Origin of the sequence: Rappaport israeli (assembly GCF_001888055.1) — a bacterium.
GTDB classification, from domain to species: domain Bacteria; phylum Pseudomonadota; class Gammaproteobacteria; order Cardiobacteriales; family Cardiobacteriaceae; genus Rappaport; species Rappaport israeli.
Window position 1 is genome coordinate 41,246 of record NZ_LXHZ01000026.1, and the last position, 16,618, is coordinate 57,863.

The 16,618-nt window shown below is 44.8% G+C and carries 17 protein-coding genes and 2 pseudogenes; 5 read left to right on the forward strand and 14 right to left on the reverse strand.

Translation table 11 applies throughout. The features are described from left to right. Positions 1 to 8: 8 nt before the first annotated feature. The 14 genes and pseudogenes from dld to A5N84_RS07830 form a co-directional block, all read right to left on the reverse strand. Positions 9 to 1,706, reverse strand: a complete 1,698-nt coding sequence (dld, locus tag A5N84_RS07765) for a D-lactate dehydrogenase (RefSeq protein ID WP_072281917.1) — start codon at positions 1,704 to 1,706, stop codon at positions 9 to 11. A gap of 56 nt (positions 1,707 to 1,762) precedes the next feature. After that, the gene (gene rdgB, locus A5N84_RS07770) at positions 1,763 to 2,365 is read right to left on the reverse strand and encodes an RdgB/HAM1 family non-canonical purine NTP pyrophosphatase (protein WP_072281918.1); all 603 of its coding nucleotides are present in this window, start codon (positions 2,363 to 2,365) and stop codon (positions 1,763 to 1,765) included. A gap of 5 nt (positions 2,366 to 2,370) precedes the next feature. After that, positions 2,371 to 3,090: a ribonuclease PH gene (gene rph, locus A5N84_RS07775; RefSeq protein WP_072281919.1), complete on the reverse strand. Its 720-nt coding sequence runs from the start codon at positions 3,088 to 3,090 to the stop codon at positions 2,371 to 2,373. 72 nt (positions 3,091 to 3,162) lie between these two features. Beyond that, positions 3,163 to 3,672 (reverse strand): redoxin family protein, encoded by a 510-nt coding sequence (locus tag A5N84_RS07780; protein WP_072281920.1) that lies wholly within the window; start codon positions 3,670 to 3,672, stop codon positions 3,163 to 3,165. Between the two features lie 70 nt (positions 3,673 to 3,742). Then, positions 3,743 to 4,524: pseudogene (locus tag A5N84_RS07785) on the reverse strand (MetQ/NlpA family ABC transporter substrate-binding protein). Positions 4,525 to 4,548: 24 nt separating this feature from the next. Further along, positions 4,549 to 5,205, reverse strand: coding sequence for a methionine ABC transporter permease (locus A5N84_RS07790; protein ID WP_072281921.1), 657 nt, complete (start codon positions 5,203 to 5,205; stop codon positions 4,549 to 4,551). Then, positions 5,186 to 6,220, reverse strand: coding sequence for a methionine ABC transporter ATP-binding protein (locus A5N84_RS07795; protein ID WP_072281922.1), 1,035 nt, complete (start codon positions 6,218 to 6,220; stop codon positions 5,186 to 5,188). The genes A5N84_RS07790 and A5N84_RS07795 overlap by 20 nt, the downstream gene beginning before the upstream one ends. A gap of 325 nt (positions 6,221 to 6,545) precedes the next feature. Beyond that, on the reverse strand, positions 6,546 to 7,706 hold the full coding sequence (locus A5N84_RS07800; protein ID WP_072281923.1) for a MalY/PatB family protein: 1,161 nt from the start codon (positions 7,704 to 7,706) through the stop codon (positions 6,546 to 6,548). A gap of 58 nt (positions 7,707 to 7,764) precedes the next feature. After that, entirely contained in the window at positions 7,765 to 8,148 is a 384-nt protein-coding gene (gene acpS, locus A5N84_RS07805) for a holo-ACP synthase (protein ID WP_072281924.1), read from the reverse strand. Positions 8,149 to 8,154: 6 nt separating this feature from the next. Beyond that, positions 8,155 to 8,784 (reverse strand): ATP-binding cassette domain-containing protein, encoded by a 630-nt coding sequence (locus A5N84_RS07810; RefSeq protein WP_072281925.1) that lies wholly within the window; start codon positions 8,782 to 8,784, stop codon positions 8,155 to 8,157. Positions 8,785 to 8,786: 2 nt separating this feature from the next. Continuing rightward, a complete protein-coding gene (locus A5N84_RS10045) occupies positions 8,787 to 9,476 on the reverse strand; it encodes an ABC transporter permease subunit (protein WP_072281926.1) in 690 nt (229 codons plus the stop codon). After that, positions 9,395 to 10,291, reverse strand: a complete 897-nt coding sequence (locus A5N84_RS07820) for an ABC transporter permease subunit (RefSeq protein ID WP_072281927.1) — start codon at positions 10,289 to 10,291, stop codon at positions 9,395 to 9,397. The genes A5N84_RS10045 and A5N84_RS07820 overlap by 82 nt, the downstream gene beginning before the upstream one ends. 55 nt (positions 10,292 to 10,346) lie before the next feature. Further along, positions 10,347 to 11,333 carry a thiamine ABC transporter substrate-binding protein gene (locus A5N84_RS07825; RefSeq protein WP_158008683.1) on the reverse strand — a complete coding sequence of 329 codons (987 nt, stop codon included), beginning with the start codon at positions 11,331 to 11,333 and terminating at the stop codon, positions 10,347 to 10,349. A gap of 167 nt (positions 11,334 to 11,500) precedes the next feature. Beyond that, entirely contained in the window at positions 11,501 to 12,103 is a 603-nt protein-coding gene (locus tag A5N84_RS07830) for a DUF1440 domain-containing protein (RefSeq protein WP_072281928.1), read from the reverse strand. A gap of 379 nt (positions 12,104 to 12,482) precedes the next feature. Between A5N84_RS07830 and metK the strand changes: the two are divergent. The 5 genes and pseudogenes from metK (at position 12,483) to ssb (ending at position 16,491) form a co-directional block, all read left to right on the forward strand. Then, a pseudogene (gene metK / locus A5N84_RS07835) lies at positions 12,483 to 13,623 on the forward strand (methionine adenosyltransferase). Between the two features lie 123 nt (positions 13,624 to 13,746). Next, the gene (gene ilvE / locus A5N84_RS07840) at positions 13,747 to 14,745 is read left to right on the forward strand and encodes a branched-chain-amino-acid transaminase (protein ID WP_072281929.1); all 999 of its coding nucleotides are present in this window, start codon (positions 13,747 to 13,749) and stop codon (positions 14,743 to 14,745) included. Between the two features lie 7 nt (positions 14,746 to 14,752). Next, positions 14,753 to 15,652 (forward strand): MFS transporter, encoded by a 900-nt coding sequence (locus A5N84_RS07845; RefSeq protein ID WP_233120042.1) that lies wholly within the window; start codon positions 14,753 to 14,755, stop codon positions 15,650 to 15,652. Positions 15,653 to 15,671: 19 nt separating this feature from the next. After that, positions 15,672 to 15,890 carry a hypothetical protein gene (locus A5N84_RS12065; protein ID WP_233120043.1) on the forward strand — a complete coding sequence of 73 codons (219 nt, stop codon included), beginning with the start codon at positions 15,672 to 15,674 and terminating at the stop codon, positions 15,888 to 15,890. A gap of 31 nt (positions 15,891 to 15,921) precedes the next feature. Next, complete coding sequence (gene ssb, locus A5N84_RS07850; protein WP_072281930.1) at positions 15,922 to 16,491, forward strand: single-stranded DNA-binding protein; 570 nt, start codon at positions 15,922 to 15,924, stop codon at positions 16,489 to 16,491. Positions 16,492 to 16,618 lie beyond the last annotated feature (127 nt).

Sequence of the window (16,618 nt, forward strand, 5' to 3'; positions counted from 1 at the left end):
TTTGATTATTAAACGTTGCGCTCATCCGCCCAATGTTTACATTTGCTGGTTTTGCCAATGCCTGGATTAAAAGAATTGGTTGGGTCATTTTGGCGGTAGAATTTCTTGAGCGCATCTTTAGCGTAATATAAATGTCCAACATTGTGTTCGGCAGGATACTCTGCGCCACGTTGGTCAAAAAATTGTAGAAGGCGTTTTTTAAGCGCTTCAGCATCCACTCCTTTTTTTAGAATGTAATCTTGGTGCATAACGTGGCAGAAAAAATGTCCGCAATAAAGTTTGTCTTCAATTTGTGCGTTGATATCTTCTGGCAGCGTTTCAAGCCATTCATCTTCATTGCGTCTTAGGGCGATATCCAGCGCTAATATTGCGCCGACTTCTTTATGGCGCATAATGTGATAGCGTTTGGCAGCACCTGCAGCAGCAAAGCGATGCAATATGGCGAGTTCGCTTTCATGCTCGTTACAAAGATGATAGCTGCCTTCATGGTTTGCAAAGTATTCATCTAAAAATTCTTTTGCTTTTTCAATGCCATCATCAGACATTTTTAAGATGAGATGGTGTTCGTATTGGTCGCGATAATCGCGCATGATTTTAGGCAGATGTGAGGGCAATAGGTCTGTGAGAAATTGCACGGCGCGGTCAGAGAAGTATTTAGGGAAAAATTTAAGTTTCTTCGTCAGGCGGTCAACAGTATTTTTTAATGCAAAAAATTTGGGAATGTATTTTGAACCAAATTTTGAAATAACAAGCACAGTATCGCGCCCATAGCGTTCGCTAATATTGAAATAGTCGCGGTGTATATATTCACCAGAGACGGGGAGTTGGTCAAATTTGCTGAGAATATGGCGACGAATATCGCTAAGATTTTTGGTGTGGTTGGTGCCAATATAGAACACTTGTTCTCTTTTAGGTTTGGCGAAGGTGTCAACACGGACAGCAAACACAATGAGGCGACCCGCTGAACCTGAGGCATCGTAGAGACGTCGTCCGTCGTTATTAAAACGAGCGGGTGTGTCGGCATCAACATCGCGCACGCGGTCACCATATTGATGGTCGGAGGCAAGTTTTTGTGGATTTTGGATATCTTCTTGGCGGTAGTCTTTTTTTTCAAGGCGACTAAGAATAGTTTCAGGGTCGTTGCCTAAATCAATGCCGAGGTTGTTGTGAAATTGCAATTCGCCATTTTCAGCCAGACGCGCAAAGGCTGCCATTTCAGTATACGCAGGACCGCGCTGAATTAGTGCACCGCCTGAGTTGTTGCAAATGCCCCCAACAATAGAAGCGCCAATGCAAGAAGAACCAATCACTGAATGCGGTTCGCGGTGATGGGGTTCGAGTAAGTCTTCTAGCTCAAATAAGGTTGAGCCTGGTAGGGCGATGGCTTGTTGGGCGTCGTTAATGAGTTGAATGCCTTTAATGCGCATGGTGGAGAGGACAACAACATCGCGGTCGTAATCCCCAAAAGGAGTAGAGCCACCAGTTAATCCTGTATTGGAGGCTTGAGGAATAAGGATAATGTCATGCTTAACACAAGCTTGCACAACCTTCCACATTTCAACAAGTGTTTTGGGACGTGCAACGGCGATGGCTTTCCCAATACCAAAGCGAAAGCCTTTACAGTATTTCGCCATTTTGCTGGGGTCGGTGATGATATAATCTTCGCCAACGATATTTTCGATATCTGAAAGAATCATTTTTTTCATAATTCACCTTTGGTTTGGTTGGACGGGTTATTTTATCAGTTCTATCAATGCGTTTTTTAAATCTTTGCGCTAGTGAAGGTTTGGAGTTGCTGTTGTAGGCTAGCAAGTGCTTGCGCGCGGTGGCTTAGGTGGTTTTTCTCATTGTCTGCTAGTTGAGCAGCGGTTTGTTGGTGGCTGTCTAGCCAAAAAATTGGGTCGTAACCAAAGCCATTTTCACCTTGAGGTTGATGGGCAATACTACCGTGCCAAATGCCTTGAGCAATAAGCGGTAAGGGGTCTTGAGGGTGGCGTAAGTACACAATTACACAGACAAAATAAGCTCGGCGGTCGGTTTGCTCTGCCATAGCGTGGAGGAGCTTAGCGTTATTGGCTTGGTCGTTGCCATGTTCACCAGCATAACGCGCTGAATAAATACCTGGAGCGCCATTTAATGCAGGGACAACAAGCCCTGAATCATCGGCAATGGCTGGCAGAGTGCTGAGTTTGCTTGCATGGCGCGCTTTGATGAGGGCGTTTTCAATGAAGGTGGTAGCGCTCTCATCGGCTTCTTGCGCAAAAAACTGGGCTTGGGGGAGGAGGTTTAACTGTAACGGCGCTAGAATTTGATGAAGTTCGACAATTTTTTTGCGGTTATTACTGGCGAGGATTATCTCTTGCATGGGATTTATAGCAGTCCAAGGGCTTGTTTTTGTACGGTTAGAATTTGAGCTATGCCACTTTCGCCTAGGTCAATCATTTGATTCATCTGTAGGCGGCTAAAAGCTTGTCCTTCGGCTGTGCCTTGAATTTCGATAAGGTGCTGTTGGTCGTTCATGATGATGTTCATATCCGTTTCGGCGCTACTGTCTTCGCTGTAGTCTAAATCAAGAATAGGGGTATTTTGATAAATCCCTACAGAAATGGCGGCGACTTGAGTAGTGAGAGGGTTGGTGGTAAGTTTGCCATTTTGTATGAGATGACGAATGGCTTGTGCAAGGGCAACAAATCCACCATTGATGGCAGCTGTGCGCGTTCCTCCGTCGGCTTGTAGAACGTCGCAATCAATGGTGATGGCGCGTTCGCCTAATGCTTTGAGGTCAATGGCGGCACGTAAGCTACGCCCAATTAGGCGTTGGATTTCGATTGTGCGTCCTGTTTGTTTACCACGGCTAGCTTCACGAGTGCTGCGCTCATGCGTGGCGCGGGGAAGCATGGCATATTCAGCGGTTACCCAGCCTTGATTTTTTCCGCGCAAAAATGGTGGTAGGCGCTCTTCTACGCTTGCGGTACAAAGAACGTGGGTGTTGCCAAGTTTGATAAGAGCTGAGCCTTCGGCATAGGGATTGACGTTGCATTCAATGCTGATGGGGCGCATTTGATTGGTTTGGCGATTACTGGGGCGCATAGCTGTCCTTTTGAGGTTGCAAAAAGCGCGACATTATAACGAGGTTTGCGCTTTTGTGGGCGATTGTTGCTCTTAAACAAAGAGATCAACCAGCCATAGTCTGAGTTTAAGCAACCATTTGGGTTGTAAACCACTGAAGCTTTGGCGCACTTTGCCTTGTTTGAAAATAGCATAAGAGGGGGTAACAATGGTGCGCCAGCTACGAAATATGGCGCTGTTATTGTCGTTAATGGTGGAAAAAGTTAACTGTTCTTGCTGGAGATATTCCATCAGGGTGGCATCATCGCCTGAAGCAACAGCAATGGTGAGAACGGGATAATGTTGTTCTTGTGATAGCGCGTTAACCGCTGGTGAACTGTGCCGACATACAGGACACCAACTGCCCCAAAAATAAAGTAAAACAGGTTGCTCACTACTTAATTGCGCAAGGTCGATGGATTCGCCTGCAAGGTTTATAAAATGTTGCTGACTTTCTGGGGTGAATGTTGGTGCGCGCCACCAGCCAATAAGCGTGTAGAAGATAAAAAAGATTATCGCGCTGATTAAAAAACTTTTGCTATAAGCGAGATATTTTTTGAGCATAAAAAAGAGATAAAAGATTGATAAAAAGAGCTGGGTAAAATACCCAGCTTAAGGATTGGCGTTTAAACGCTTACCAACCTTTGACGGCTGCGCCTTTAAACACTTTTTCTGCCGCTTGCTCTACTTCATCAGAATGATAAGCTTCAACAAATTGCTTGACAGATTCTTTATCTTTATCTGCACTGCGTACGGCGATGATGTTCATATATGGAGAATCTGAGTCTTCTCTAGCAATGGCATCTTTAGTTGGGACTAAGCCTGCATTAACCGCATAATTAGAGTTAATAAAGCTACGTCTACCTCATCTAATACGCGGGGTAATTGTGCGGCATCAACTTCTTGGAATTTGAGTTTTTTAGGATTATCTTTAACGTCTAAAGAAGAAGATTCTAAGCTGTTAGGGTCTTTTAAAGTGATGATGCCTAATTTGTGTAATAACAAATAACTGCGACCGCTATTTGAAGGGTCATTTGGTAAGGCAATGGTCATGCCTTCGCTGAGTTCATCTAGGCTTTTGATTTTGTTGCTATAAGCGCCGATTGGATAGACAAAGGTATTGCCCACAGCGACAATATCAAATCCACGGTCGCGGTTCATTGCATCCAAATAAGGTTGATGTTGAAAAGCGTTAGCATCGATATCGCCATCAGCAAGAGCGACATTGGGCGTAACGTAGTCGTCAAACTCAATCACTTCAACATCAAGGTCAAATTTCTTTTTAGCGACTTCTTTTGCTGCATACACAATCTCCGCTTCTTGACCGCTCATACTGCCTACGCGCAAGGTTTCGGCATGAGCGTTAAATGTGATGGCGGTTAAAATAGCTAGACTTAAGCTTTTTAAACTGTTCATTGATTTTCTCCTGTAAGGTTAAAATTAATCACGGTGATTGGATTTTTTGGCAAACCAATCGCCAAGTGACTGCACCAATTGCACCATTATGATTAAAATCACAAGGGTGTAATTCATGATTTCATAGTTATAACGTTGATAACCATATGAAATAGCGACTTTACCTAAACCACCTGCCCCTACAGCACCTGCCATTGCTGAATAGCCAATAAGTCCAATAATGGCGATGGTGATGGCATTAATGATGCCTGGAGTGGCTTCAGGTAATAAAACTTTGCGCACGATTTGCATAGGGGTAGCGCCCATAGATTGCGCCGCTTCAATCAGTCCAAGCGGAACTTCATTTAAGACATTTTCAGCTAAGCGTGCAATGAAAGGAATAGCGGCAACGGTTAAAGGGACAATAGCGGCGGTGTTGCCCAAAAAAGTTCCTACAATTAATTTTGTGAAGGGAATAATGTATAAAATTAATATGATGAAGGGTATAGAACGGGTAATATTAACGACTGTGCCCAAAATATAATAGGTTGGCGCATGGCTTAAAAAACGTCCTGGGCGCGTTATGTAGAGGATAACACCTAGCGGAATGCCAAATAATGCGCCTAAAGCGGCACTGCCTAGGCTCATGTAGAGCGTTTCCCAAGTGGCTTTAATAAATAGCTCAATGATTTGACTGGACATAACCAAGAATCTCCGTAGTAATTGGTAAGGCTTGCAAATGCGCAAGGGCTTGTTGAGTTTGATTGGGGCTGCCGATTAGTTCTGCAATAAGCAATCCCATATTAATGGTGCGGATATGTTCGATTTTGGCTTGCATGATGTTGATGTGGATGCCAAATTTTTCTGTAAGTGAGGAAAGAATAGGTAAACCTACATGCTCACCGTCAAAAGTCAGTTTAATGACTGGATGATTTCCCTGCGCTGAGAGTTGTTGTTGGATATGCGCGGGTAAGTCAAATTTATGAATTTGCGCGATAAAGCGCTTGCCTAAAGGCGATTGTGGATTAGAAAAGAAGTTTTCAATTTGATTGTGTTCAACTAATTTTCCCCCTTCAATCAATGCAACGGAATGGCAGATTTTTTTCACAACTTCCATTTCATGAGTAATCATCAAAATAGTTAACCCAAGTTTTTGATTGATATCATTTAGCAGTTCTAAAATGGCATCGGTGGTGTGGGGGTCTAGCGCTGAAGTGGCTTCATCAGAAAGCAGGACTTTGGGTTCGCTGGCGAGCGCGCGGGCAATGGCAACACGCTGTTTTTGTCCACCTGAAAGTTGTGAGGGGTAATGATGGCGTTTATCGCTTAATCCTGTAAGCTCTAGCAAAGGCAGGACTTTTTCTTCAATTTTTTTGCGGGATAAGCCAATTAATTCAAGCGGTAAGGCGATATTATCAAAGACGTTGCGACTAGATAATAAATTAAAGTGCTGAAATATCATGCCGATATTGTGGCGCGCTTTATTGAGTTGGTTGGCAGAAAGTTTGGTTAGGTCTTGATTATCGACAATAACCTGCCCACTGGTTGGACGCTCTAGCAAATTAACACAACGAATCAGCGTGCTTTTGCCAGCGCCACTTTGTCCAACAACGCCATAAATTTGCCCTTTAGGAACATGTAGAGAAACATCTTCTAAGGCTGGAATGGTTTTGCCACGATGCGTATATATTTTATTTAAGTGATTTAATCTAATCATATTTCCTCTGCTTTAAATAAAAATGCCCTGAAGAAAAATGATTGATTGATAGAATGTTTCCCTTTTAGCATTATTTCTTCAGTATGCGCCTGCAATCTGGGAACAAATCAGCGCATTGGTGGCATTCTGCAAGCAATATTTGTGAATGTCAATAGCGTTTAGTCACAATTTAAGGCACTACGGATTAGGTAGCGCCTATTTGCAAGAGTAGAAAGCAATTTATGGTATTTGATTTATTTAAATGAATTGAGCACCTTGGATGGGGCTTTTATTGTGCATTTTACGCATAATATTTTTATTATACTATTGTTTTTATTTGCTTTTTTTAATCAGAAAGTGCTTGGCAGATGCGTTCCAATCCTTGTTGGAGTATGGCTTTTGGGCAGGCGACGTTTAAGCGCATTTGCAGATGTCCTTGTTTGCCGTAGGTGATACCTGAATTAAGTTCTACTTTGGCGTTGAGTAGTTTTTGTTTAAGTTCTTGATTGTCTTGGCAATAGCCAGCGCAATTAATCCAGATGAGATAGGAGGCTTCTGGGCGCATGAGGGTAAGTTTGGGGCAATGGGTTTGGAGAAAATCAATGGCGGTATTGACGTTGTTTTCAATATAGGAGACGACAGCTTGCAACCAGTCGTTGCCATGTTGATAGGCAGCTTGTATGGCTTGTAGTGCAAGGAGGTTGATTTCGTTTTCGCCGTGTTGGATTTGATATTGGGCAATTGTTTCTTTAAGGGTTGGGTCTTTTGTGAAAATAAGTGAGCCTTTGAGTCCTGCGGTGTTGAAGGTTTTGCTAATAGCGGTTAGGCAGACGAGGCGGTGGCTGTAATCGTGCGCTTCTTCTAGGCTTAAAATGGAGGTGGTGCGGTGTCCAAAAAGAGCGAGGTCTTGATGGATTTCGTCACTCACAAGAAAGACGTTGTGGCGTTTGCAAAGTGCAAGAATTTGTTGGAGTTCTTCTTTATCCCATACGCGTCCGCCTGGGTTGTGGGGGTTGCAGAGGATGAAGAGTTTGACGTTGTGTTGGCGGATTTTTTCCTCCATATCGTTGTAGTCAAAACGAAAGCGATTTTGTGGGTCGATTTTTAAAGGGGAGGTGATGAGTGTGCGGTGGTTGCGTTTGATTTTATCAATAAAAGCGGGATAGACGGGGTCGTTGATTAAGATGGCGTCGCCTTGTTGGCTAAAGAGGTTAATCATGGTGGCAAGGCTGGCAACAACGCTGGAGGCAAAGAGGATGTTTTGTGCGCTGAGTTGGTGGTGGTAGCGGATGTGATGCCAATCGATGATGGCTTGATAAAGAGGGGGGGTGGGTTCTGTGTAGCCTAGGACGTTGGTTTGAATGGTGTGAATGAGTGCTTCTGCGATGGGGTCGGCAACTTTAAAGTCCATATCGGCTATCCACATGGGGAGGGTGTCGTCGTTATGATGCCATTTGGTTGAGCCAATATTGCGTCGGTCGATGAGTTGGTCAAAAGGGGTGGTCATGGGGGCTCCTTAAGGGGATGTTACAAATGAGTTAGGATACGTGAGGCAGGGGCGGGTTTCAATAGTGGGGCTGGGTAATTTGGGCAACGACAAAGGCGAGGGCGTAATGTGTTTCATCGCTTAGGCTAAGGTGTAGGGTTTGGTAGCCACGCTGGGCGATGAGGTCGGCAATGGCGTCGGTGTAGGTGAAGCTGGGGGCACCTTGTGCGTTATGGGTGATGCAGATGTTGGACATGAGGACGGGGGCGCGTAATCCTGTGCCCAGTGCTTTGGCAAAGGCTTCTTTGGCTGCCCAGCGCATGCTGAGGTAGCGTATGGGGTTTTGTTGTGAGTTAAATTGGGTGAGTTCGCTTGGGTGGAGAATTTTTTCTGTGAGGCGGTGTCCGTGGCGTTGATAAGCTTGGGCGATGCGACGTTTGTCGATGAGGTCTGTTCCTATCATGGGGCGTTAAGTGGTGGTTATGATGTGGTGATTGTCGATGGTTAGGGGTTGGGCGTCAAGGCGTTCGATGTCGTGGCGGTCGTGGGAGACGGCGATTAAAAGCCATTGGTGCTGGCGTTGTAGGTAGGTGGTGAGGTCTATGATGCGTAGGCGGGTGGTGAGGTCAAGGGCGGCATAGGGTTCGTCAAGGAGAATAATGGGGCGGTTGAGGAGTAGGGTGCGCGCTAGGGCTAGGCGTTGTTGTTCGCCTCCTGAGAGTTCATTGGGGTATTTTTTGAGGTAGCTGGTGGGGAGGTCGACCTGTTCAAGTGCTTGGTGGAGTTGTTCGGTGCTAAGGTTGGGGTGGGCAAGTTGGAGGTTTTTCCGTGCGCTGAGGTGTTCAAAGAGGTTGTGGTGTTGAAAGAGGTAGCTGATGGGGCGTTGTTCGACGCTTTGATGGGTGATTGGAGTTTGGTTGAGGTAGAGCTGTCCTTGCTGGGGGGTGAGAAAGCCAGCGAGGAGGTCTAGAAAGGTGCTTTTGCCACTGCCACTGGGGGCATGAAGAAGGTAGCGTTGTTCGGCGCTGAGGGTTAGGTGAGCGCTTAGGCTAAAATTGGCACGTTGATAATGGAGGTTTTCTAGAGTAAGGGTGGTCATGATTATTGGCTGCTGTGTTTTTGATAGAGGCGGGCAAGTTGTTGAGGAAGGAGAAAAAGTACAAGTCCTGTGATAAGGAGGAGGCCTGTGGTTTGCCATGCTTGATTTTGGCGGTAGTGTCCAAGTTCAGCTATGAGATAGGAGGCTAGAGTTTGAAAGTTGTGGCTGCCAAAAAAACTAATAACGGCAACATCACCTAAAACGATGATGGCGGCAAATCCGCTGGCTTTGCCAAGAAGTGGGGCTAGTGCTGGAAGGTCTATTTTAAAAAGTTGTTGTAAGGGGGTGAGGTGGAGGGTACGTGCGAGGCGGTGGCTGCGGATGTGATGTTGTTGCCAGCTTGGGTAGGCGAATTTATAAAGATAGGGTTGAATAAGGAGGGTGAGTAGGAGGATGTTTAGTGCGATAGGGTGATGAAAGGCATTAATTTGTGGGCGCAGGAGCAGATAAAGCCCAAGGCAAAGAATTAGGACGGGGGTTAAATAGATGGCATGAATGAGGTGATGTGTAAGGCGAATGCTGGCGGGCGTTAGAGTGGCGGTTTTGGCAAGTAGGATGTGTAGGGTGATGGCGAGGGTTGTGATGAGGGCGCAAAGAAGTAGGCTGTTACCTAGCGCTTGCCAAAGGAGTTTGGGGGGTGAGGGTTGAAGTGTTGGAAGGTGTTGTATAAAAGTATGGCAAGCGGTAGGCAAAATAGGAGGATAAAAAGAGGCTCCAGTAGATTAGCGAGGCGGTTGTGTTTGGGTTGTGTGGGGGTGGCGTGAGGTTGGGTGATTGAGCGGCTGGGAAGTAGGGCGAGGAAAAAAAGTAGCAATAGGGTTTGTAGGCTGGCAAGTTGGGCGGCTTGGGGGAGGTTGAATTCGTATTTGATGGCTTGATAAATGGCGAGTTCGAGATTGGCGTTACGGGGGTTGCCTCCTAGTAGAAGAAGGACAGTGAAGCTGGTAAAGCACAATAGAAAAACAAGACTTAGAGCGTGAACAAGGGCAGGTCGGATAAGGGGCAGGACGATGTAGTAATACCACTTAGAGGGGCTTAAGCGGAGGATTTGGCGCTGATGATGGTAGTGTTTGGGCAGTGCATCGAGCGCGGGTAGTGTGAGAAGAGCAATAAGGGGGGCGTTGAGTGCGGTGTGGGCAATGAGGATGCCGTGGTAGCCGATAAGGTTCCACTGGGTATGCAGATGGTGATTGAGCAGTTGGGTGAGTTGTAAAAGAGAGAGAATGAAAATCAGTGTGGGGATAATGCTGGTAATTGGAAGGAGATGACGCAGGATTTGCAATTTGCCACGGTGGGCGCTCCAAAGAAGGGGGAGGGCAAATATTAGACTGAGAAGAGTTGATTGTAGGCTTTGTTTTAAGCTAAATAATGTAATGTGTTGAATCCATGGGTCGGTAAGAATTTGCTGGAGGTTTTGATTGCTTGGTGTGTATTGCCAAACGCTATAAAGAGTGAGCGCGAGTAAGGCGATGATGAGCGCGCGCACGCTGTGTGCAAAAATAAGCATAAACTATGGCTACTAATAGGGCGGTATGGCAAGGATGCCATACCGCTGGTTGGAATTAGGGTGTAAGGAGAGCGCTTTTCCATGTTTCAAGCCAAACGGGCATTTGTTTGGCGACTTCTTCTGGTGGGAGATTGACACCTTGCGGACGTTTGGCATTGGTAAAGGCTTCTGGTAAATCAACGTTTTCTTTAGTGGATGGGTACATGATATTGCTTAGGGCAATGGTTTTTTGCGCTTCTGGAGTGAGTAGGAAATGCAGGAAGTCTTCGCTTAATTTGCTTTGTGGGCTATGTGCAAGCGCTACGGCGTATTCAATTTGTTCGTAATGGGGGTGATTAAAGAGAATGGCTTCGTAGTCGTTATGTTCATTAGCCAGTTGATGGTAGATAGGTGAGGTGGTATAGGAGAGCACGAGGTCAACGTCGCCGTTAGTAAAGAGGCTGTAAGCTTCTGACCAGCCAGTAGTAATGGCGGTGAGTTTGGGCTGGATGTTTTGCCAAAAGGTTTTTGGATGTTCGGTTTGTGTGCCAACCCATGCGAGCATGGTTGAACCAACGCTACTGGTGCGTGGGTCTTCAATGGCGATGGTTAGGCTGTTATCTGCTTTGGCTAATGCATCAAGACTGTCAAACTCAGGTAGATTGTTGTTTTTACGTTTGATAAAGGCGAGATAACCAAAATCAAAAGGGACGGCTTGGGTGCTGCTGCCAAAGACGGTTTCGACAGGGTGTTGGAGTGTTTGGATTAGTCCTGTATTGAGGGTATCGCTAATGCTTTGATTATCTAGTCCAACGATTACATCCGCTTCAAGGGCTTTACCTTCAAGTTGTAAGCGGCGTAGCATCATGACACTGTCTTCAGCACTGAGCCAGTTTAGGGTGCAATCGCATTGTTTTTCAAACAGTTCGGTGAGTTTGGGAGCAGGGCCCCAATCTGAATTAAAAGAGCCATAGGTGAGCACGTTTAAGGGGGTTTGTGCCTGTGCGCTGGTAATGGCGCTAATAGCAAGAGCAAGTGTTGCAAAAGTGTTTTTGTAGTTCATGTTTCCTCCGGTAGGATTATCTACATCAGGTTTAAGGGTCTAATCTCAGCCAGCATTTGCTAGCACCCCAGTGGTATCAGCGACTAAGTATAACGAAAAAATTTTTAGACGATGATTTTTTTTAAAATAAAACCCACGCGAGGTGGATTTTAAATATGGATAAAGGATTATTGGTTGCGATAAACAGCGCGAGTTGGTGCGTGTGACCAAGCGCCATAGATGGGTTTGCCAAAGTGTGCAAGCACGGCAATCATACAAATTTCAATGGATACGCCCCAGTAAATATGACCAAAAATCTCGCTCCATAATTCATAGCCGTTTAAGTTCCATAACCAACCAACTTGTCCGTCTGCATAGCTTGGATTGCGAAAGCCGAGTAATGGAATGATAAATCCATGGGTGGCTATGGTAACGAGTAAACCAAAGAATACGCCATACCATAGTCGGATTTTATTCCAATAGACGGCAATCCAAGCGTATAACAAGGCGCAGGCGAAGCTAGAGAGCCAGTGATATAGCGTTACTGCTCCTAATACGCTAATGCCTTGGTAAAAATAATCTAGAGAGTGTTGAGTAAAACCAAAAGGACCGAGCCAAGCATCAATATGCGCTCCTAAGGGAGAGATTTCGCCTTTAGGGCGTGGTGGCATGTTAATTTCAGAGCCCCATTTGACTAGTGAGCTAATAAAACCACCTATTAAAGTCGTCCATATCACAACCTTCCAATTGACTGCTTTGATTTGTTCTGGGGTTTGGGTTGCGGTTTGCATGTTTCCTCCTTAAATATAAGCAACAAAAAACTTCAGTTAGTATAGTACTTTTTCATGGCGAATGATTATTATTTTTGCCGCTGCTCTTGTGGTAATGCGAGCAGTGCTATAGAATGCCGCGCGTCGTGGGTTTAATATAGGTTGCGCAATGCAATCTAGCAACTTCCAGCACGCTATAAATAATTCTGGTAAAGCGCACCAACCTTTTACCCTATGAGGTTATTCTGCGGTTTTAATGTTTAGGGTGGAGGGTTTTCTATGAAAACTAACTTATTCAATTCTCAAAATGCTTTTGCACATGCTGTTATAAAGTGTTGCGTTTGTGTTTGTCTTGCCTTTACCGAGAATTAGATTTTTTGATAATTTTAGGAGTTAAGTGATGACAAGTTATTTATTTACATCTGAATCGGTCTCTGAAGGGCATCCTGATAAAATTGCTGACCAAATTTCTGATGCGGTGTTAGATGCGATTTTAGCGCAGGATAAAAAAGCACGTGTGGCGTGTGAGACGTTGATTAAAACGGGTATGGTGGTGATTGCAGGCGAGGTGAGCACGTCGGCATGGGTTGATTTAGAAGATTTGGTGCGTAAAACCATTCAGGAGATTGGCTATACGAGCTCTCAGATGGGGTTTGATGGTCAAACTTGTGCGGTAATTAATGCTATTGGTAAGCAGTCTGTAGATATTGCACAAGGTGTTGACCGCGAAGAAGAAAAGGCGCAGGGTGCAGGAGATCAAGGATTGATGTTTGGCTATGCCTGCCGTGAGACGGACGTATTAATGCCTGCGCCTATTATGTATGCGCATCGCTTGGTAGAAAGACAGGCGCAACTTCGTAAAGAAAAAGTGTTGCCTTGGTTGCGTCCTGATGCAAAAAGTCAGATTACGGTGCGCTATGAAAATGGAGTTATTACAGGAATTGATGCGGTGGTGCTATCTACACAACATGACCCTGAAATTAAGCAAAAGGATTTGCAAGAGGCTGTGCGTGAGCTCATTATTGAGCAGGTGTTGCCAAAAGAATGGCTGAAAAAAGATACGACTTATCATATTAATCCAACAGGGCAATTTATTATTGGCGGGCCTGTTGGAGATTGCGGGCTGACAGGGCGCAAAATTATTGTCGATACTTATGGTGGCGCAGCGCATCATGGTGGGGGGGCTTTTTCAGGGAAAGATCCTTCAAAGGTTGACCGTAGCGCGGCTTATGGTGCGCGTTATGTGGCAAAAATATTGTTGCGGCAGGTTTGGCAGAGCGCTGTGAGGTGCAAATTTCTTATGCTATCGGGGTGGCTGAACAACTTCAATTTGGATTAATACTTTTGGGACGGGCAAAATTGCTGATGAGGAGATTGGTAAGCGTGTGCGTGCTAATTTTGATTTAACGCCCTATGGCATTATTCAAATGTTGGATTTAAAGCGCCCTATTTATCAAAAAACTGCTGCCTACGGACATTTTGGGCGCGAACTTGCAGAATTTGGCTGGGAAAAAACCGACCGAGCGGAGGCGTTGTTATAAAAAAATATGGGTGTAAATGACCATTGGATGATTGAACTTATAAGCGCAAGCTTTTGGAGTCGTTGTCAAATGGGGCAATGTTTGTTGTAATGACAGATTATTTTATTAATTAAGGAGCGCACCATGGCAAGAGAGATTCCGAGTGTTTTTGGCAGTAAGTTTTATCATGAAATGCCGCTTGTAGCGTATGAGAACCAGAGTTGGGGCAATGTTAAATGGCAGGCGAGTAATACGCTAACTCTACATCCTGGTGCGCATGCTTTGCATTATGGAAGTACTTGTTTTGAGGGGATGAAGGCGTTTTACCATGAAGATGGTAAAGTAGTGATTTTTCGCCTTGAACAGCATATAGCACGCCTTAGAAAGAGTGCGCAATTATTGTATATGCCTGTTCCTGAAGAGGCATTGTTAAAAGAGATAATTGTGGAGGTGGTGCGTCGTTCGGCAGAGGAAATTCCTGAGTTTCCAGGGTCGTTGTATTTGCGTCCAACATTAATTGGCACAGACCCTGTTATTGGTAAAGCAGCTACGCCTTCTGAAAGCGCCTATTTATATGTGTTAGCTTCTCCTGTGGGGGATTATTTCACTCAAGGAGCGCAGATGCGCGTGTTGATTGAAACGCAAAATGCACGGTGTGCACCGCATATGGGTCGCATTAAAAGTGGTGGAAATTATGCTTCGGCATTACATTGGATTTTAAAAGCAAAACAAGAGCATAATGCGCAACAAGTGCTGTTTTGCCCTAATGGCAATATTCAAGAAACAGGCGCGAGTAATTTTATGATTATCCATGATAAGCGCATTATTACCCCTGAGTTAAGTGATGAATTTTTGCATGGGGTTACGCGCAACAGTGTGTTAGTGGCGGCAAAGGCGCGGGGATTTTCTGTGGAGGAGCGCGCGGTAAGTGTATCGGAGTTAAGCTCTTTAATTGCACAAGGCGCTGAGGCGGTGCTTACGGGTACGGCGGCGGTTATCTCACCTGTAAGCAGTTTTATTATTGATGGTAAAGAGATAGCGGTTCAATCGCAACAGCAAGCGCTGGCGCTACGGCAATTAATAACCGATATTCAATATGGCAGAAGCGAAGATGTGCATCAATGGCTGACGGTGGTTAGCTGAGGCAGTTATGACGATAAATTGGCGTAAAGGAGTTGGCATTTTAACGAGCATTTATGTCTCTCGTATGCTCGGCATGTTTATGGTGTTTCCAATTTTTAGTTTATATGCCAACCAGTTAGAGGGTGCGACACCTAAAATGGTTGGTTTGGCTTTGGGAATCTATGGACTAACTCAAGGGCTGTTGCAAATCCCTTTTGGACTGCTTTCTGATTATGTGGAGCGCAAAATTGTTATTGCAGGCGGTCTGATTTTGTTTGTGGTGGGAAGTTTGATTGCAGCAATGGCAGATTCAATCGCAATGATGATTATAGGTCGTGCAATTCAGGGAATGGGCGCCATTTCTTCAGTTACGCTGGCTTACACCACTGATATTACCCCTGAAAATAAGCGGGGAAAGGTGATGGCGATTATTGGAGGAAGTATTGGTTTATCGTTTGTTTTGTCTCTTATTTTAGGGCCTATCCTAGCGCAGGTCTTTGGTGTGCGTGAGTTGTTTTTTATGATTGCGTTAATGGCGGCTTCAGCATTTATCGCCAGCTTGTTCTTGCCAAGAACCGCAACACCTTTACCAACAGAACCTTCAATGGGGCAGTATGACAAGATTGCGCTTTGGCAGGCGAGTGGGGCAATTTTTATGACGCATGCGTTATTTACCGCCAGTTTTGTGGTTTTACCTATTTTATTGCAGGCGTTTTTGGTGGATAAAAGTGCTCAATGGTGGATTTATTTGCCCGCGAATTTATTGGCATTAGCTTTGATGCGCTATAAGGCAATCCCCCATCCGCTTAATTTTGGCATGAGTTTTATGCTCTTAGCATTAGGGCTAGGGGCAATGTCATTATTATCATCTTTTTGGGGCGTGTTTATCGCGATTAGTTTATTTTTTTATTGCTTTTTATCGTCTTGAAACGGGTTTGCCGCATTGGGTGGCAAATGTTGCTGACCCACAGGCACGTGGCAAGGCAATGGGCATTTATTCTACATCGCAGTTTTTTGGCAGCTTTGCAGGTGGGGTATTAGGCGGTTGGCTCTGGGCGCATCTGCAAAATACGCAAAATCTATTTATGATTTTATTATTATTAGCTTCAATTGCTGGATTTATATTGCTAGCAATTGGGCGCAAACATGCACTTAGCGTGCATTAATTTGGTTATTGATTTTAAATGAGGAGAGTTTATGGCAGGTGTTAATAAAGTGATTATTGTGGGCAATTTAGGTGCTGACCCTGATATGCGTTATATGCCTAATGGGGAAGCAGTTGTTAACATTAGTGTCGCTACCTCAGAAACGTGGAATGATAAACATACTGGCGAAAAACGTGAAAAAACAGAGTGGCATCGCATTGTGGCCTTTCGTCGTTTAGGCGAGATTATTGGTCAATATTGTAAAAAAGGCTCAAAAATTTATGTAGAAGGGCGTTTGCAAACACGCAAATGGCAAAATAAAGAGGGCGTTGACCAGTACACGACAGAAATTATTGCTGACCAAATTCAAATGCTCGATTCACGCAGTGGCGGCTCGAGTGATTTTTCGCAAGAATCTAACTATGGGGGCAATAATCGAAAAAGTTCAAATCCCTCTGCTAGGGCGCCTCAACAAGACTACGCGCCGTCTGATTATGCTCCAAACGCCCCTACATCTAGCAGCTCTCAAAGACAAAATAACCCTGCACCGATACAACCACAAAATCATTTTATTTCTGGCCCTGATAGTGATGGGTTTGATGATGAAGATATTCCATTTTAAGGCGTGAGTGTTTGCTGCGGCTAACGCTATCCATGCGATTAACGATATAAATAATATCATGGTGTGAGTGTTGGTTGCGGCTAACATTATCTTAACTTAAATGGTAATTATTTTTATTTATAATCTT

Bases quoted from the DNA above. Each gene is read 5' to 3' on its own strand.
- dld (WP_072281917.1), bottom strand. From the start codon at position 1,706: ATGAAAAAAATGATTCTTTCAGATATCGAAAATATCGTTGGCGAAGAT.
- rdgB (WP_072281918.1), bottom strand. From the start codon at position 2,365: ATGCAAGAGATAATCCTCGCCAGTAATAACCGCAAAAAAATTGTCGAA.
- rph (WP_072281919.1), bottom strand. From the start codon at position 3,090: ATGCGCCCCAGTAATCGCCAAACCAATCAAATGCGCCCCATCAGCATT.
- A5N84_RS07780 (WP_072281920.1), bottom strand. From the start codon at position 3,672: ATGCTCAAAAAATATCTCGCTTATAGCAAAAGTTTTTTAATCAGCGCG.
- A5N84_RS07790 (WP_072281921.1), bottom strand. From the start codon at position 5,205: ATGTCCAGTCAAATCATTGAGCTATTTATTAAAGCCACTTGGGAAACG.
- A5N84_RS07795 (WP_072281922.1), bottom strand. From the start codon at position 6,220: ATGATTAGATTAAATCACTTAAATAAAATATATACGCATCGTGGCAAA.
- A5N84_RS07800 (WP_072281923.1), bottom strand. From the start codon at position 7,706: ATGACCACCCCTTTTGACCAACTCATCGACCGACGCAATATTGGCTCA.
- acpS (WP_072281924.1), bottom strand. From the start codon at position 8,148: ATGATAGGAACAGACCTCATCGACAAACGTCGCATCGCCCAAGCTTAT.
- A5N84_RS07810 (WP_072281925.1), bottom strand. From the start codon at position 8,784: ATGACCACCCTTACTCTAGAAAACCTCCATTATCAACGTGCCAATTTT.
- A5N84_RS07820 (WP_072281927.1), bottom strand. From the start codon at position 10,291: ATGCTTATTTTTGCACACAGCGTGCGCGCGCTCATCATCGCCTTACTC.
- A5N84_RS07825 (WP_158008683.1), bottom strand. From the start codon at position 11,333: ATGAACTACAAAAACACTTTTGCAACACTTGCTCTTGCTATTAGCGCC.
- A5N84_RS07830 (WP_072281928.1), bottom strand. From the start codon at position 12,103: ATGCAAACCGCAACCCAAACCCCAGAACAAATCAAAGCAGTCAATTGG.
- ilvE (WP_072281929.1), top strand. From the start codon at position 13,747: ATGGCAAGAGAGATTCCGAGTGTTTTTGGCAGTAAGTTTTATCATGAA.
- A5N84_RS07845 (WP_233120042.1), top strand. From the start codon at position 14,753: ATGACGATAAATTGGCGTAAAGGAGTTGGCATTTTAACGAGCATTTAT.
- ssb (WP_072281930.1), top strand. From the start codon at position 15,922: ATGGCAGGTGTTAATAAAGTGATTATTGTGGGCAATTTAGGTGCTGAC.